Source organism: Pseudarthrobacter xylosi, from assembly GCF_055412765.1.
In genome coordinates this window covers 208,172-223,671 of record NZ_JBVAYT010000001.1, presented here as the reverse complement: position 1 = coordinate 223,671, position 15,500 = coordinate 208,172, and the positions used below count along the sequence as shown (strand labels likewise).

The window sequence follows — 15,500 nt, the reverse complement described above, 5'->3', positions numbered from 1 at the left end:
ATGGACGAGGCAACGGCAAGTCCCACTCCTGCCGAGGCGCAGGAGCTCCTGGCGAAGGCGCAATCGATCGGAGCCACGTCCATCAACGCCGCGGCATGGCCCGTTGCGATGGTCTTCACCAGCCTGGCCATCCTGGGATCGATGCTGATGATCGGCATGCACATCGTGTCCCACACCGGGTACGGCGCACCGCTGCTGGCCACCGCAGTCGGAATCTGGGGGGCGGCAACGGCCTGCATCTGGCCGATGTTCCAGACGTCCACCAAAGCCGGGTACACCAGGCGGTTCCTGACATCCCTGATTGCCTACTTTGCGCTGTACGGCGTCGCGCTGGGGGTAGGAGCCAGCCTCTTCCGCGACGGGAACATCTGGTTCTACGTGAGCGCCGCCGTCGTACTTGCCGGAGTTGGCCTGGCCGCCGCCTTCCGCGAGCTGCGCGCATGAGCAGCTCGGCGGAACACCCCCGTCACCGGCTCGACGACCTGATCCATCAGCCGGTCCGCTTCTCCATCATGGCGGCGCTGGCAGGTGCTGAGTCGCTGGACTTCAAGGACCTGCGGGACGCCATCCAAGTCAGTGATTCCGTGCTCAGCAAACAGCTCACCGTCCTGGAGAAGGCCGGGTACGTGAAGATCAAGAAGGGGTTCGCGGGGAAGATGCCGCGGACCTCGGCGAGCGTAACCGCTGCAGGGCGGAAGGCCTGGGACGGGCACCTGCAGACCCTGCGGGATATCGCCGGCGGCTGAGGCTGCAACTTATAGAGTGGGACGCAGGGGAGTACTGCGCCAGGCTCCAGCACCACCCCTCGTCAGCTGTGCCCGCGGTACCAAGGCTTCAGGAGGCCCCATGCTTGTGCTCGTCATCAATTCCGGTTCGTCCTCGCTCAAGTACCAGGTCCGTGACGTGGCCGCCGGCATTGTGCTGACCGAAGGGCTGATCGAGAAGATCGGCATGGGCAACGGCGGCGATGGCGACGGCGAAATCGAGGGTCCCCGGGACCATGCGGAGGCGCTGGAACAGGTGGATACCGCGATCCATGCCGAGCTCGGGGACCTTGAATTGGCGGCGGTGGGCCACCGCGTGGTTCACGGCGGCGAGCGGTTCGCCGAGCCGGTGCTGATCGACAACGAGATTACCCGCGCCATCGAGCGCCTCAATCCGCTGGCGCCGCTGCATAACCCCGCCAACGTCCTGGGCATCCGCGCCATCAGCAAAAAGTGGCCGGACCTGCCGCAGGTGGCCGTGTTCGACACCGCTTTCCACCGCACCCTGCCCGAGCATGCCTGGCGCTACGCCGTCCCGGACGAGCTTTACACAAACCACGGCATCCGCCGCTATGGCTTCCACGGCACCTCGCACGAGTACGTCACGCACCGCGCCGCTGGGCTACTGGATCTGCCCGTGGACGAGTTCGACGCCGTGATCGCCCACCTGGGGAACGGCGCCTCCGTCACGGCCATCCAGGGCGGCCATTCGGTGGACACGTCCATGGGCTTCACCCCGCTGGAGGGGCTGGTGATGGGCACCCGCTCGGGCGACCTCGATCCGTCCATCCTGGTCTTCCTCGGCCGGAACGGGTGGACGCCGGAGGACATCGACACCATGCTCAACCGCGAATCGGGGCTGAAAGGGCTCGCCGGGAACAATGACATGCGCTCGGTGGTGGAGGCGTCAGAGGCTGGCGACGCCAAGGCCTCAATGGCGCTCGCGGTCACGTCCTACCGGCTGGCTAAGTACATCGGCGGCTACCACGTGGCCGTCGGGGGTGCCAAGGCCCTCGTGTTCACGGCGGGGATCGGCGAAAATTCGCACCAGTTCCGCGCACTGGTTGCCGACAGGCTGCGTGCGCTGGGGATAGAGCTCGACGCCGGCCTGAACAGTGAGCGTTCCAGGGAACCGCGCGTGATTTCCACGGCCGCGTCCGTCATCCCCGTTTTAGTGGTGCCCACCGACGAGGAGCGCGCCATCGCAGAGGCGACGGCCGCCGTCGTCCACTCCGCGCCTATGGCATAGCCTCAGTCCATGCCCGAGATCACTTTGCCCATCCGCACCGAGCGGCTGATCCTGCGCCGGTTCGACGCTGCGGACCTGGACGCCTTCCACGCCTACCATTCGCTGCCCGAAACAGCCCGCTTCCTGCCGGGGGAGGCCAAAAGCTACACCACATGCATGGAGTCCGTGGGCAAGTACGCCAACTTCGTCTTCGAAAAGGAAACCGACTGGGTGTGCCTGGCCATCGAGGCGCAGGGATCGCCGGGGCTGCTGGGCGAAGTGGTGCTCAAGTGGCTTCCGGGGCGTGGGCAGGGCGAGGTCGGATGGACCCTGGCGCCGGCCGCGCGGGGCAAGGGCTACGGGGCCGAGGCCGCGGACGCGGTGCTGAAGCTGGGGTTCGAGGAGCTGGGGATGCACCGGATCGAGGCAAAGCTCGACGCCCTGAATACCGCCTCCGCCGCTCTGTGCGAACGGCTGGGCATGCGGCTGGAAGCCCGGCTGGTGGACAAATGGCACTACAAGGGCCAGTGGGCCACCGAGGTGTCCTACGCGATCCTCGAGGACAACTGGCGCGCCCGGCGCCGGTGACGGAGCGGTTGGGAGCGAGATCGGTTTCGGCAGGCTCAACCACCGGAGACAGCGAGATCCATGGTGGTGAGGCGCAGCCAGAGCCAGAGCCGCTTCTGGGGGTCGTCCAGATCGAGGCTGAAGTCCTTGGCCAGGCGTGAAACCCGGTAGCGGACGGTGTTGTTGTGCACGTGCAGGCGCTCGGCCATGGCGGAGATATTTCCGTTCGAGGCCAGATATGCCCGCAGCGTGTCCAGGTAGTCGGTTTGCTGGTCGGCGTCGTGGGCCTGGATCCTGGTGATGTCGTCGGCGCCGGACAGTCCGGATTCGGCGATGAACGCACCGATCTTCAAGAGATTCAGCGGAACCCGGAAATCTTCGAACAGCCCGGCGGTGGTGGTTTGCACACCGCCGGAACGCGGGGCTGCCGCTTGCTGACGGAGCAGATATTGCAGCGTTTGCAGCGCTTCGGACCGGGAGCCCGGCAGGTCCTCCACCCGGGGCGCGATGCCGCCCACTGCGGCGATGAGCGGGTAGGAGCTGATGGTGCGGGCGTAGGCGCCGATTTCCTGGACCACCCGCCGGTGCACGGCCCTGGGCGCGGTGCCTTCGCAGGGCAGGAGAGCGTAGACCACTGAGTCGATGAGGGCACTGTGGCTGGTATTGAACTGGATGTTGCAGACAGTTGTGACAAGGTGCAGCAGCCGTTGGATCTCGCGCACCGATTCAAGGTTTCCTGTCTCGGGGCGGACGATCGAGAATGCCGCGACGGCGAGCCCGTTGGCCGCGTCGAGTCCGAGCTGGGCGGCAGCAAACGACGCATGCTCGGGGTCGTGCATCAGCGTGCGGATCAGGTCCCCGTTCCGGCGCTCCCCGAAGTCCGACGCCGAGCGGGCATGGAGCATGTGCAGGCCGGCCAGTGGTGTCATCCGGTCCAGGGCATTCAGGGCCGCCTCCCGCTTGTCTTCGCCCGGGTCGAGGATCCAGATCGAGCCCAACAGTTCCCCGCCGGCCCTCACTGCGAGGGCGAGCCGCGCCATCTCGTCGTCCTGTCCGGGGATGAGCACCGCGCCCGCCGACGCGTAGACGGTTTTGAAATCAGCGTCGAAGGCCGGTGGCCGGATCTCCTGCAGGGAGAGGGTGGTGAGGCGGCGCAGTTCGTCCACCGGCTGGCCCGGCAGGGTTGAGTAGCCGAGCACGCGTCCGAGCGGATCGACGATGCTGGCTGCGCCGTTGGTCATCGACGCGGCCGCATTCGCGAACGCGTAGAGGTCACCGAGCCGGACTCCGGAGACCGAATCTGCGGCCGCCCCCATAACGGATGCCCTGGCCAGTGCCACCAGGCGGGTCCAGTCCACGTTGTTGGGTGCGACAAGGACGGCCAGGCTGTGCAGGACGGCCGCGGACCGAAGCCGTTCCATCGGTGTGCCGTGGGCTTTGACGATCACTGCAGCAGCGTTGCTGTTGGAGGCCCGGTGCAGCAGTTGGTCGAAATCCACGGATCCGCAGGTCAGGCCAACGGCCAGGATGATCCGGCCGTCCACGTTGGTCCATTCGTCCAGCGGGTCGTACATCAGGACGTCCGAAACAGGATGATCAAGATTTTCCGGCGTGGGGTTGGCGTGCACCAGATCGGCCTGCATCAGCTGGATGCAATCCGACAGCCGTACCACGGCGCCGTGAAGATCGCCCTCCGTCAGTCCGGTTTTCGCAATATCCATAGCTGGAAGTTATCACAAGCAAGCGGGAAAATATTTAGGGGAACTCACATATAGACGCAAGGAGATCTGGGTCACTATTGGGGAAGGAAGTGGCAGGGAAGTCCTGCAAGAAAACCCCAGAGGACAATCAATGAAATTCAAGGACATCAAGGCGCTGGCAACGGTTCAAGGGCTGGCCCGGACCGAGTCGGAACGCCTGTCCCGTCGCTGCTACAGCGTCGAGGACATGAGAAAGCTGGCCGCGAAACGCCTGCCCGGAAGCATTTTTGATTACATCGAAGGCGGCGGAGAGGACGAGGTCTCCCTGCGGCGCAACCGGTCATCCTTTGATGACTGGTCCTTCCTGCCGAAGTGGGGATCAGTCGAAAACTTTGACCTCAGCTCAACCCTCCTGGGCGGCCCGGTTTCCATGCCCTTGACGCTCGCCCCAACCGGCGGCACCCGGCTGTTCCATCCGGCCGGAGAGAACGCGGCCGCCCGGGCAGCCCAGAAAGCCGGTGTTCCCTACGGGCTGGCACACTTGAGCACGACGCCGATGGAACAGGTCAGTGCCGCAGCTCCCGGACTCCGGCGCTGGTTCAACATCGAACCGATCGGGGACAAGGTGGAGCTGCAGGCTGTCCTGGACCGGGCCGCGGCGGCGGGCTACGAAGCCCTCCTGGTCAACGTCGACTGCCGGGCCATCGGCCACCGGGAACGGGATTATCGCAACGGGTTCACCGCGCCGCCGTCGATCAAGTTGAAGACAGTTGTGGAAGGGGCTCTGCATCCGCGATGGGCGCTGGGGTTCCTCGGCAATGACGCGATCGCCTTCCCCAACCTGGATGCCGAGATTCCCGAAGGTCCCCTGTCCAGTACGCCTGACATGTGGCGGACTCTGCTCGCCGGTTCCTACGAACCCACCGACTGGGATGACATCCGGGATCTGCGAGCCCGCTGGAACGGCCCCATCATCCTCAAGGGAGTGGTCAATCCCCACGACGCCGTCACTGCGGCCGACATGGGCATTGACGCCATCCAGGTCAGCAACCACGGCGGCCGGCAGCTGGACCACATGGCCTCGCCCCTGGACGTGCTTCCGGACATCGTGGACAGGGTGGAAGGCCGGCTTGAAATCATCGTCGACGGCGGCATCCGCCGCGGCTCGGACATCGTCAAGGCCATCGCCCTCGGCGCCGACGCCTGTTCCATCGGCCGCCCGTACCTTTATGGCCTGGCGGCGGCAGGCCAGGCCGGTGTGGCCCATGTCCTCCAAATGTTCCAGGCCGAAATGACGCGCACCATGATGCTCCTCGGAGTGTCCACGATCCAGGAACTTCGGCTGGAAGGCCGCGACCTGATCCGGCACCGCAACGCACCCTTGATCCGCACCTCACCGGGCACTGACGCCCGCAAGGGCCTGGCAGAAATGAGCACCCCCTGATGAAAACTCCTCCAGTAACCCCGCGAACTACGCGCACCCAGCGTGGCGGGCGGGCCGCCGTCGGACGTGCCGCCATTGTGACGGCAGCTCTGATTCTGTCCGTTACGGCCTGCGGGACCACGGCGCCCGCTGCGACAACGTCCGACGCCGGGAACGGCACCGGCGTGCCGGCGCTCGCGGTCAACGAGGCAGCCGCGCAGCTGCTCCCGGACTCGATCAAGTCAACGAAGGTCCTGCGCGTGGCGATCCCCACCAACGAGCCGCCCACGCAGTTCTACCGGGAAGGCACCCAGGACATGACGGGCACCAACCCCGACGTCGCCCGCCTTATCGGCGAGGCACTGGGCGTGAAGGTGGAGATCCAGGTGGCCAACTTCGACTCCATCATCCCCGGCATCGCCGCCGGCCGGTATGACATGACCGTCTCATCGATGACCCCCACAACGAAGCGGATGGAGGTCCTGGATTTTGTGGACTACATGCAGATGGGCAACTCCATCGCCGTACCCAGCGGCAACCCGCTGGGCGTCAGCAGCGAGAGCTCCCTGTGCGGCAAGAAGGTGGGCCTCCTGACTGGTTCCTACCAGCTCGCGGTGAACGTCCCCGCGGTCGACGAGGACTGCACCGCGGCCGGCGGCGGCACCGTCCAGAGAAGCGAATTCCAGGACACACGGCAGGCAATCTCCGCGCTGACCAGTGGACGGCTGGACGCCGTCCTGGCGGATTCACCCATCCTGGACTTTGCTGCCACGCAGAACCCCGCGATCGAGATCGCCGCCAAGTACGACTTCACGCCGGTCGGGATTGGCATGCCCAAGGACTCAGGCCTGGTCGAGGCAGTTTCCGCAGCACTCAATGCCGTCATCAAGAGCGACTCGTACCTCAAGGTGCTTGGGAAGTACGGCCTCGAATCCAGCGCAATCACCGACGCCCGCGTCAATTTCGCCCAATAGGACGTGACCACCATGCAGCAACACTCAATCCCTGACACAAAAACAGAAAGCCCGACGGCGGCCGCGGACTCGATCCCGGTGGTGCCCCTCCGGCACCCCGTCCGGTTAGCCACCGCCGTCGTCCTGATTCTTGTTGCCATCGGCGCCGCGTGGGATGTGGCAGTGAATCAGCGGTACCACTGGGACGTCGTCGTTTCCTATCTCTTCGCCCCGCAAATCATGGCCGGTGCCGGGCTAACGGTCCTGCTCACCGTGGTGTCCATGACGGCCGGCATTGCCCTGGGCACGGTCCTTGCGGTCATGCGGCTTTCCGCGAACCCGATCCTGAGCACCATCAGCAGGGGCTACATCTGGTTCTTCCGCGGCACACCCCTGCTCGTCCAGCTGATCTTTTGGTACAACATTGCCGCCCTGTATCCGGTGATTGCCCTCGGCCTTCCCTTCGGTGGTCCGTCGGTGGTCCTGGGATCGGCGAACGTTCTGATCTCCCCGCTGGCCGCCGCGCTGCTGGGGCTGGCGCTGAACGAGGCCGCCTACATGGCCGAGATCATCCGCGGCGGCATCGGATCCGTGGACAAGGGCCAGTACGACGCCGCCAGGGCCCTGGGGATGGACGGCGGAAAGCTCATGCGCCGGGTCATCCTGCCGCAGGCGATGCGTGTGGTCCTCCCGCCCACCGGCAACCAGGTCATCTCCATGCTCAAGGGCACATCCCTGGTCAGCGTCCTGGCGATTTCGGACCTGCTGTACTCGGCCCAGATCATCTACGCCACCAATTACCAGACCATCCCGCTGCTCATTGTGGCCAGTCTCTGGTACCTGCTCATGACCACCATCCTGAGCTTCTTCCAGACCAAACTCGAACGGCGGTATGGCCGCGGCTTCGACGCAGCGCCGCGCAAGCCCCGTCAGCCAAAAATCCAGCCAGACACCCAGCCAGAGACCCAGCCAAACACCCAGCCGGAGACAAGGACAGCGTCATGAACACCGCCATGGTGGAAGCCCAGGGAGTCCGCAAGAGCTTCGGTTCAACGGAAATCCTCAAGGGCATTGATCTGAGGATCGAACGCGGCTCGGTAACCTGCCTGATCGGACCATCCGGCTCCGGGAAGACCACCTTCCTCCGGTGCATCAACCACTTGGAAAAGGTCGACGCCGGCCGCCTCTACGTGGACGAGCACCTGGTCGGCTATACCGAACGCAACGGGAAGCTCTACGAAATGAAGGAACGCCAGACGGCGCGCTCACGGCTCAATGCGGGCATGGTCTTCCAGCGGTTCAACCTTTTCCCTCACATGACAGTGTTGGAGAACATCGTGGAAGCGCCCGTGCATGTGCTCGGCAGGCCCCGGAACGAGGTGACCGCCGAAGCTCAGACGCTGCTGGACCGCGTCGGGTTGGGCAACCGCGGACACTCCTACCCCCAGGAACTCTCCGGCGGCCAGCAGCAGCGGATCGCGATCGCCCGGGCGCTGGCCATGAAACCGAAACTGATGCTTTTCGACGAGCCCACCTCAGCGCTCGATCCGGAGCTTGTGGGCGAAGTCCTCGACGTCATGAAGTCCCTGGCAGAGGCCGGGATGACCATGGTGGTGGTCACCCACGAACTTGGCTTCGCCCGCCAGGTCAGCGACCAGGTGGTCTTTATGGACCAGGGCGTCGTCGTCGAAAGCGGTCCACCTGAGCAGGTCCTTGGCTCCCCGCAGCACGAACGCACGCAGGCGTTTCTTTCCAAGGTCCTCTAAATCACCAACCCGGCCGTCCCAACACCGGCCACCCGAAAGGAAACAGCACCATGCTTCGACAGCAGGTCACCACAAAACTCGCACCCATGCCCGCCGGACCCTATTCACAGGCCATAGCTGCCAACGGGTTCCTCTTCACCGCAGGCCAGACACCGCACCATCCCGTCACCGATGAAACCGTCGGCGCCACCATCGAGGAGCAGACAGTCCAGGCGATGCAGAACCTGGCTGCCGTCCTGGGAGCACACGGTCTGGACTTCTCGCACGTCGTCAAAGCAACCGTGCACCTCCACCACCCGGGCCGGGACTTCGCAGGCTTCAACGCCACGTACGAAAAATTCGTCCAAGCCCCCTACCCGGCGAGAACAACCGTGGGCTCGTTCCTGGGCGACTTCCTGGTCGAGATCGACGCCGTGGCAGCCATTCCCTAGAAGCCGGGAACCTCTCGATTCCTACGGCGCGCAGCCGTGGGCCATTGACGGCCTCAAGCGCCGGGGACAGACTTTTCCTGTGCCTAGCTGCCGGCCAAGCCGGGCTGGCAACAGGTGCGTCCAAGGAGAATCCGATGCCCACCGTGGAAGAAAACGTCTACATTGCCCGCCCGCCACAGGAAGTCTTCAATTTCCTGTCAAAGGGCGAAAACATCCCCGTCTGGGACTCCTCGGCCGTCCATGCCGAAACGGTCGGGACCGAGCCCGTTGCAGTCGGCACCCGGGTTAAGGGCGCAAGCAAGGTGGTGGGCAGGAAATTCGACTGGACAACGGAGGTCATCGAATTCCAGCCTCCAACCCGCTTTGTGTCCCGCTCAGTGGAAGGAAAGCTGGAATTCACTATCACCAATGTCCTGGAGCCTGAAGGTGACGGGACCCGCCTGAACTTCCGGATCGATGCGGCGTCTGGCCTGGGCGGGGTATTCGGCAAACTGGCCGACCGGTTCGTGGAACAAGCCCAGGCCAGGACGGTCCGCGCCAACCTCGAGACGCTGGCGGAACTGCTGACTGAGCATCCGGAGCTGGGGGGTGGCGACGCCTGACGGCGGTTGATCGAGCTTCTTGAGCCTCGATGGGCTATTTGAGGCCGGCCCCCGGAAGTAGCTCAACCGCGCCGAGGGAATCGGCGATGAACGCGTAGTCCCATGCGCGCTCGTGCCACTGGACGTAACGCCCGGATGCGCCGCCGTGGCCGCCGTCCATTTCGATCTTCATCACCACAGGCTCCGTACCGGTGGTTTTGTTCCGCAGCTCCTGGACCCATTTGGCCGGCTCCACGTACAGCACTCGGGTGTCGTTGAAGGACGTCACGGCGGCCACCTTGGGGTACGCCACGGCACGCACATTCTCGTACGGTGAATAGGATTTCATGTAGGCGTACACGTCCGGGTCTGTGATGGGGTTGCCCCACTCCTCCCATTCCAGCGCGGACAGCGGAAGCTCCGGATCCAGGATGGTGGTGAGCGCATCCACAAAAGGAACCTGCGCCACAACTGCGGCGTACTTTTCCGGTGCCAGGTTCGCCACGGCGCCCATCAGCAGCCCACCCGCGGAGCCGCCCATTGCCGCAATCCGGGACGGATCCACCCAGCCGGACTTGGCCAGCCAGTCGGTGGCGTCCACAAAATCGGTGAAGGTGTTCTTCTTGGCGAGCTTTTTGCCATCCTCATACCAGTGCCGGCCCAGCTCGCCGCCGCCACGGATGTGCGCGATCACAAACACCACACCGCGGTCCAGCAGCGACAGCCGCGCGATGCCGAAACCGGGATCCATGCTCAGCTCGTAGGAGCCGTACCCGTAGACCAGGCCCGCCGCCGTCGAATCCTGTTTGACGTTCTTGTGCCGCAGCACCGACAGGGGTATCCGCGTCCCGTCCGCGGCGTCGGCCCATTCGCGGGTGGCCACGTAGTCGCTGCCGGAGTAGCCGCCGAGCACCGGGCTTTCCTTGCGAAGGAGCAGTTCACCAACCGGCAAAGCGGTGGTGGGCAGCACAAAGTCGTACACCCGCGACGGCGTGAAATAGGACGTGTAGCCCAGCCGGATGACCGGGGCTTCGTAGTCCGAACCCCCGACGCCGGCCGTGTACAGCTCCTCGTCGAATGCAGGTTCCACCGGGGCCTCCTGCGCGGGGGTGCCGAGACCGGCCAGCCCGATCACCTGGACGCGTTCGATGGTGTCCTTCCGGATGGACACAATCAAGTGTGTGGAGGTGACGCCGGCACCGTTGACGCGGACGTCGCCGGAATGCTCGACGACGGTGCTCCAGTGCTGCTCGGCCAGCGGCTTGGTGAGCTCGGCGGGGTCCATCAGGGAGACCATGGAGTTCACGGCGTTGCGGTTGTGCGTGATGATGATGCGCTCGGACTTTTCGCCGTCGGGGCCGGTGAGCAGGAACGGTTCGGCCTCGTAGAGGACGCGCTCGTCCCGCGAAATCACGGTGGTGAGGGCCGCCGTCGGGTCATCGAAACGCAGCAGGCGGGTCTCGCTGTACTCGGAGCAGCCGATGCCCAGCACAAGGTGACGCCTGTCAGAGGAGAGCTCAAAGCCCAGCCACATGGCGACGTCGTCCTCCTGGTAAATCACTTCGTCGTCGGTGACCGGTGTGCCCAGGACGTGGGACTTGACCTGGTACGGGCGCCACGAATCGTCCACCACGGTGTAGAAAATGCGGGTGCCGTCGGGGGAGAAGCTGACGCCGTAGAAGATGTTCTCGATGACGTCCGGCAGGAGTTCGCCCGTGCGGAGGTCCTTGATGTGGAGGGTGAAACGTTCATCGCCGGCGTTGTCCACGGCGTAGGCGTAGAGGTTCCCGTCCACCGTGACGGCCGAGCCGCCCACCGAGAAGAACGGCTTACCTTCGGCTTCGATGTTGCCGTCCAGCAGAATTTCCTCGCCGGGAATTTCGACGCCGGCCTCCACCGCGGGGGGAGTCCAGTCGGCCACGGGGTTGCCGGAGTCCTGGGCACGGACGCGGCACTGGATGCCGTACTCCTTGCCCTGAACCGAGCGGCTGAAGTACCACCAGCCGTCCTTCCGGTTTGGGACAGACAGGTCTGTCTCCTGCGTGCGGCCCTTGATTTCCTGGAAGATGGCCTCGCGCAGCGGTTCCTGGTGGGCGGTGACGGTTTCCTGGTAGGCGTTCTCGGCCTTCAGGTGCTCAACCACCTCGGCGGACTCCTTCTCGCGCAGCCACTCGTAGTTGTCCACGAAAGTGTCGCCATGGTGCGTCCGCTCGTGCGGGACCTTCTTGGCCACTGGGGGAGCGGGGGAGGCGGCGGCGGACGGGTTGGCGGCATCCTGCAGCGGAGTCTGGGTCATGCCTTCAATATATAGAGCCGTGCGGACAAAAAGGCCGCCGTTCGCTACCGGGGTAGCCCCCTCCGGACGCTCTCTCACATGATGGGCTTGAATAGCCGACCCTCTCTCACTTTCCTGAGGAAAGTGAGAGAGGGTAGCTGTAAAACCCGCATTATGTGAGAGACCGTCCGGGGGGCAGCTAAGTTACCCGCGAGAACCCCTTGAACCATCCTCCGTCCAGTGCTAAAACGGCATTACCGGGAGGATCCGGACGCGTTCTTTTTCATCTGCCTTCATAGGGCGGTTAGCCGTTTTGGCACGCCACAGCGCCAGTCCGCGCATCGGCAGTCTGCGGGCGACCCTTCCGATACGGTGACCCCCGGCATTGCCGGGGGTCACTTTTTGGCGCCTGCAGCCACGCTGTTGTGGGTTGCCACAGAACGCTGGCCAGGGACCTTGACAGAGCGTCGTTACCGCGGGGTAATTGAAAGCACTCTTAGTAATTTTTGGGGGCGATGATGCGAAACCTAATTCCGAAAGGCATCCTCCGGAAGATGCTCCTGCCGCCCACGTACGGCCTGCACCTGACACCCGGAGCTGAGTTCACGGTGCTCTCCGTCGAAGTCTGGAGCACGTGCCTGGTGGTCAACATCCACGTGGAATCCGCTGCGGGGCGAGCCGCCCCTGAGATTGCCATCGAAGATCATTGGGGCACCCGCTACACGCTCCGGGATTCAGCCAGTGTGGGCACCCGGAACCTGCAGGTCTTCACTCCGTCCCTGCCGCCAGGCACCCGGAGCCTGACCATCAGGTCAACGGATGACACCAACGCCCGCCTGGTGGTGAGCTTCGCCGTCCCGCCGATGCGGGAAGCCGGCGAAGCAGCGAAAGCGCCCGTTTCCCGCCCGGTGCGACTGCGCCGTCCGGCGTAGAAAGTCCCGCCAGAAGGTCCCGGCTAGGAACCTGCCAGCCCCTTGACGGCGGCATAGTCGCCCAGGGTGTCCCCGGCCATGGCGGCCGAGATGGCGCCGATGGCTGACGGATCGGCCAGCACAATCGACTGCCCGTCAGCCGAGGTCCCGATCCCGCTGGTGGGGAGAGCGAACATCACCATGTCGTTGGTCCGGACTTCCTTGAGTTCCAGCGCCAGCCCCGCCAGGGTGCCAGCGTCCAGCCCGGCATCCACACTGATGAACGGGGCTATCGCGCTCACCACGTTGTGCACCTTGAGCGGGTTCAGGAGGGTGTCGGCACTCAGGTTCTTGGCCAGCAGCGCCCGGATGAAGGCTTGCTGGTTGCGCACGCGCTGGTAGTCGCCGTCGGCGAAGGCGTAGCGCTCGCGGACAAATTCAAGAGCGTGCTCGCCGTCGAGCGTGTTCGGGCCCGCAGGGAAGGCGATCTGGTCGTGGTAGGAAACAAACGGCGCCGGGATGTTGACTTCCACCCCGCCGAGGGCGTCAGTCATCCCCACGAATCCTTCGAAGTTGATCATGGCGACGTGGTCGATGCGCTGCCCAAAAAGAGCTTCCACTGTCTGCACCATCAGCGGGACACCGCCGTATGCCATGGCGGCGTTGATTTTGGCGTGGCCCCGGCCCGGGATGGGAACCCAAAGATCTCGCATCAGCGAAATGGAGTAAATCTTGTTCCGGTCGGCGGGGATGTGGACCAGCATCAGGGTATCCGCGCGCTGATTCGACCCGACGCCGGAAGTGGCTTCCTCGGGGGTGGCGCCGCGGCTGTCGCTGCCCATCACCAAGATGTTCAGGGACCGTCCCGTATCCGACGGCGTTCCACCGGCCGGTGCCGGACCAGCACCGGGAATGCCGCCTGTGCCACCAGCACCGGTGGCCCCTTTGGCAACGGACGGCAGCGGGCGGGTGGATTCGGCGGGGAAGACGTTTTCGATCTTGGTGGTTTCGGAATCGAAGATCCTGCCCAGGTTGTATAGGTAGACGCCCGCTGACGCAGGAATGAGCAGGGCTAAGGCCAGCAGGACCAGCAGGACGGCCCGAAACGTGTGGCGCCGGTGTGCTGGTGTGCCGTGGTCAGTAAGGCCCGGGTGAGCGGACAGGATGCCCATTTCCGAAAATTAGCACCGGCGGTGCGGCGTTACATCGGGGGAATCCGCAGAATCGCCGCACAGTAGTCCGCAGGTTTAGGCACGGCGGAGGCCGGCCGGCCAAGGTGCGCGATCCGGGGTAGGCGTATCCTGATCACGCAAAGGCGCACGCGCCCAGAGTGAGAGGGGAATTTCCATGACCATCCCGCCAGTGCACGAACCCGAGCCGTTCCCGCCCGAACCTGGCCCGGACCCCTTCAATCCGGAGCCCACCCATCCCGGCCACCCGGGACCGGAGAGGCCGAGCCCCATCCCGACGCCGGAACCTCCAGGCCCGCTGCCCGTCCCGGATCCGGGGCCGGCACCGCTGCGCCCGGACCCCACCCGGAGCTAAGCCGACGATTGGAACGGCCCCCGGCATTGCCAGGGGCCGTTCCACTCAGTGCCGGGCGCTTAGTGCCCGCCGGACAACAGCCCGGCAACTACCCGCCCGCGTACGCGGGCAGCCGGCCTTCCCGAAGGGCAGCCGCCATCTGGGCGATCCCTGCATAGTCCGGGAACAGCACTGACGCTCCGCCGGGCGTCATGCCCGGGCCGGCCGTCGGCAGGGTGAGGGACACCACGGCATTGGGATCGATGCCGCGCATGCCGTAGGCCAGGATCGCCACCCCCACAGGATCAAAGCCCTGGTCAACGGTGAGGTATCCGCCCGCAAAATTCACCAGGGCGCGCACCGCGGTCACATCGTGCAGGGCGCCGCCGCCGGTCAGCCGGGCGAGGATGGCGCGGAGGAACGTCTGCTGGTTCCGGACCCGCTGGTAGTCGCCGTCGACGAACGCGTAGCGCTCGCGGACGAACTCCATGGCCGCCTGGCCATCGAGGTGGTTCACCCCCGCCGCGAAGACGTGCTGGGTTTCGTGGGTGGACTGGAAAGGCACGGTGACGTCAACGTCGATTCCGCCCAGCCCGTCCGTGAGCGTCCTGAAACCGTTGAAGTCCAGCATGACGGTGTGATCGATATGGGTCTCCATCAGGGACTCCACCGTCCGGGTGACCAGCGGGACGCCGCCCACCTGCAGGCTGGTGTTGATCTTGGCGTAGCCGTAGTCGGGGATGTTGACGTACAGGTCCCGCATGAGGGAAACCACGTGGACGCTGCGGCGGTCGGCCGGGATGTGGACGAGCATGAGAGTGTCGGCGCGGTGGTCCTGGGATTCGCCAGTGGTTGCGGTGGCCGCCGACGCCTCCCGGGCGCTGGCGCGGCTGTCGCTGCCGATCACCAGGATGTTCATGGGCGCCGCCGGGAGTTCCGCGATGGGCTCGGGCGGAGGGGGAGGGGCCGGTGCCGGGGGCGGCGGCGGCGTCTCCGAAGGAGTAGGGGTGGCGGTGTCGGTGATGGTGGGCGCCGGGGCCGCAACTTCCGCGGCAGGCCGGCTGAACAGCAGGGCCGACACGGCGACGACGGCCACCAGTACCAGCGACAGCACCGCCGCGATCACGCGGTGCCGTTTCAGCGCGGCAGGCGCGGCAGGCTCGGGGCCAGAAGGGACCGGGCCGATCGGATCTGGACCGCTTGGGGTGCTCACCATGACTTAGTGTCCGCCCCCGGACCCGGTTACGGCTACAACGCGGAGCGTGTCGTTTCCGTGCTGTGACGTACGACGGCGGCGCGCCGGGTTCAGCGGCAGGCCGCCGCCGTACGGGGCGCACTAGGCTCTTGGTCAGGAACGGGATATTTGTGGGGGATCTG

The 15,500-nt window shown here is 65.2% G+C and carries 16 protein-coding genes; 12 read left to right on the top strand and 4 right to left on the bottom strand.

All coding sequences use genetic code 11. The features are described 5' to 3' along the window. From ACZY1F_RS01065 to ACZY1F_RS01050, 4 genes are all read left to right on the top strand, one after another. The gene (locus ACZY1F_RS01065; protein ID WP_463939821.1) at window positions 1-444 is read left to right on the top strand and encodes a hypothetical protein; all 444 of its coding nucleotides are present in this window, start codon (window positions 1-3) and stop codon (window positions 442-444) included. After that, complete coding sequence (locus ACZY1F_RS01060; protein ID WP_463939820.1) at window positions 441-746, top strand: winged helix-turn-helix domain-containing protein; 306 nt, start codon at window positions 441-443, stop codon at window positions 744-746. Before ACZY1F_RS01065 ends, ACZY1F_RS01060 begins: the two co-directional genes overlap by 4 nt. Window positions 747-846: 100 nt before the next feature. Then, on the top strand, window positions 847-2,013 hold the full coding sequence (locus ACZY1F_RS01055) for an acetate kinase (RefSeq protein ID WP_463939819.1): 1,167 nt from the start codon (window positions 847-849) through the stop codon (window positions 2,011-2,013). A 9-nt stretch (window positions 2,014-2,022) separates the two neighbouring features. Next, window positions 2,023-2,580 carry a GNAT family N-acetyltransferase gene (locus tag ACZY1F_RS01050; protein WP_463939818.1) on the top strand — a complete coding sequence of 186 codons (558 nt, stop codon included), beginning with the start codon at window positions 2,023-2,025 and terminating at the stop codon, window positions 2,578-2,580. 35 nt (window positions 2,581-2,615) lie between these two features. Here the strand turns inward: ACZY1F_RS01050 and ACZY1F_RS01045 are convergent, their stop codons facing one another. Beyond that, window positions 2,616-4,280, bottom strand: a complete 1,665-nt coding sequence (locus ACZY1F_RS01045; protein WP_463939817.1) for a PucR family transcriptional regulator — start codon at window positions 4,278-4,280, stop codon at window positions 2,616-2,618. Between the two features lie 130 nt (window positions 4,281-4,410). Here ACZY1F_RS01045 and ACZY1F_RS01040 point away from each other — a divergent pair, with 130 nt between their 5' ends. The 6 genes from ACZY1F_RS01040 to ACZY1F_RS01015 all read left to right on the top strand — a co-directional run bounded on the left by ACZY1F_RS01040 (window position 4,411) and on the right by ACZY1F_RS01015 (window position 9,434). Continuing rightward, window positions 4,411-5,703 carry an alpha-hydroxy acid oxidase gene (locus tag ACZY1F_RS01040; protein WP_463939816.1) on the top strand — a complete coding sequence of 431 codons (1,293 nt, stop codon included), beginning with the start codon at window positions 4,411-4,413 and terminating at the stop codon, window positions 5,701-5,703. Continuing rightward, window positions 5,703-6,656: an ABC transporter substrate-binding protein gene (locus tag ACZY1F_RS01035; protein WP_463939815.1), complete on the top strand. Its 954-nt coding sequence runs from the start codon at window positions 5,703-5,705 to the stop codon at window positions 6,654-6,656. The genes ACZY1F_RS01040 and ACZY1F_RS01035 overlap by 1 nt, the downstream gene beginning before the upstream one ends. Window positions 6,657-6,668: 12 nt before the next feature. Further along, window positions 6,669-7,640 (top strand): amino acid ABC transporter permease, encoded by a 972-nt coding sequence (locus tag ACZY1F_RS01030; RefSeq protein WP_463939814.1) that lies wholly within the window; start codon window positions 6,669-6,671, stop codon window positions 7,638-7,640. Beyond that, window positions 7,637-8,401: an amino acid ABC transporter ATP-binding protein gene (locus tag ACZY1F_RS01025; protein WP_463939813.1), complete on the top strand. Its 765-nt coding sequence runs from the start codon at window positions 7,637-7,639 to the stop codon at window positions 8,399-8,401. The genes ACZY1F_RS01030 and ACZY1F_RS01025 overlap by 4 nt, the downstream gene beginning before the upstream one ends. Window positions 8,402-8,451: 50 nt before the next feature. After that, window positions 8,452-8,832, top strand: a complete 381-nt coding sequence (locus ACZY1F_RS01020) for a RidA family protein (protein WP_463939812.1) — start codon at window positions 8,452-8,454, stop codon at window positions 8,830-8,832. A 134-nt stretch (window positions 8,833-8,966) separates the two neighbouring features. Continuing rightward, window positions 8,967-9,434, top strand: coding sequence for an SRPBCC family protein (locus ACZY1F_RS01015; RefSeq protein ID WP_463939811.1), 468 nt, complete (start codon window positions 8,967-8,969; stop codon window positions 9,432-9,434). 34 nt (window positions 9,435-9,468) lie between these two features. Here the strand turns inward: ACZY1F_RS01015 and ACZY1F_RS01010 are convergent, their stop codons facing one another. Then, window positions 9,469-11,709 (bottom strand): S9 family peptidase, encoded by a 2,241-nt coding sequence (locus ACZY1F_RS01010; RefSeq protein ID WP_463939810.1) that lies wholly within the window; start codon window positions 11,707-11,709, stop codon window positions 9,469-9,471. 533 nt (window positions 11,710-12,242) lie between these two features. Between ACZY1F_RS01010 and ACZY1F_RS01005 the strand changes: the two genes are divergently transcribed. Beyond that, entirely contained in the window at window positions 12,243-12,620 is a 378-nt protein-coding gene (locus ACZY1F_RS01005; protein ID WP_463939809.1) for a hypothetical protein, read from the top strand. Between the two features lie 23 nt (window positions 12,621-12,643). Here the strand turns inward: ACZY1F_RS01005 and ACZY1F_RS01000 are convergent, their stop codons facing one another. After that, window positions 12,644-13,771 (bottom strand): LCP family protein, encoded by a 1,128-nt coding sequence (locus ACZY1F_RS01000; protein WP_463939808.1) that lies wholly within the window; start codon window positions 13,769-13,771, stop codon window positions 12,644-12,646. A 175-nt stretch (window positions 13,772-13,946) separates the two neighbouring features. On the opposite strand from ACZY1F_RS01000, the gene ACZY1F_RS00995 reads away from it, so the two are divergent. After that, window positions 13,947-14,144, top strand: coding sequence for a hypothetical protein (locus ACZY1F_RS00995; RefSeq protein WP_463915838.1), 198 nt, complete (start codon window positions 13,947-13,949; stop codon window positions 14,142-14,144). 88 nt (window positions 14,145-14,232) lie between these two features. Here ACZY1F_RS00995 and ACZY1F_RS00990 read toward each other — a convergent pair whose 3' ends face one another. Beyond that, window positions 14,233-15,339 carry an LCP family protein gene (locus tag ACZY1F_RS00990; protein ID WP_463939807.1) on the bottom strand — a complete coding sequence of 369 codons (1,107 nt, stop codon included), beginning with the start codon at window positions 15,337-15,339 and terminating at the stop codon, window positions 14,233-14,235. Window positions 15,340-15,500 lie beyond the last annotated feature (161 nt).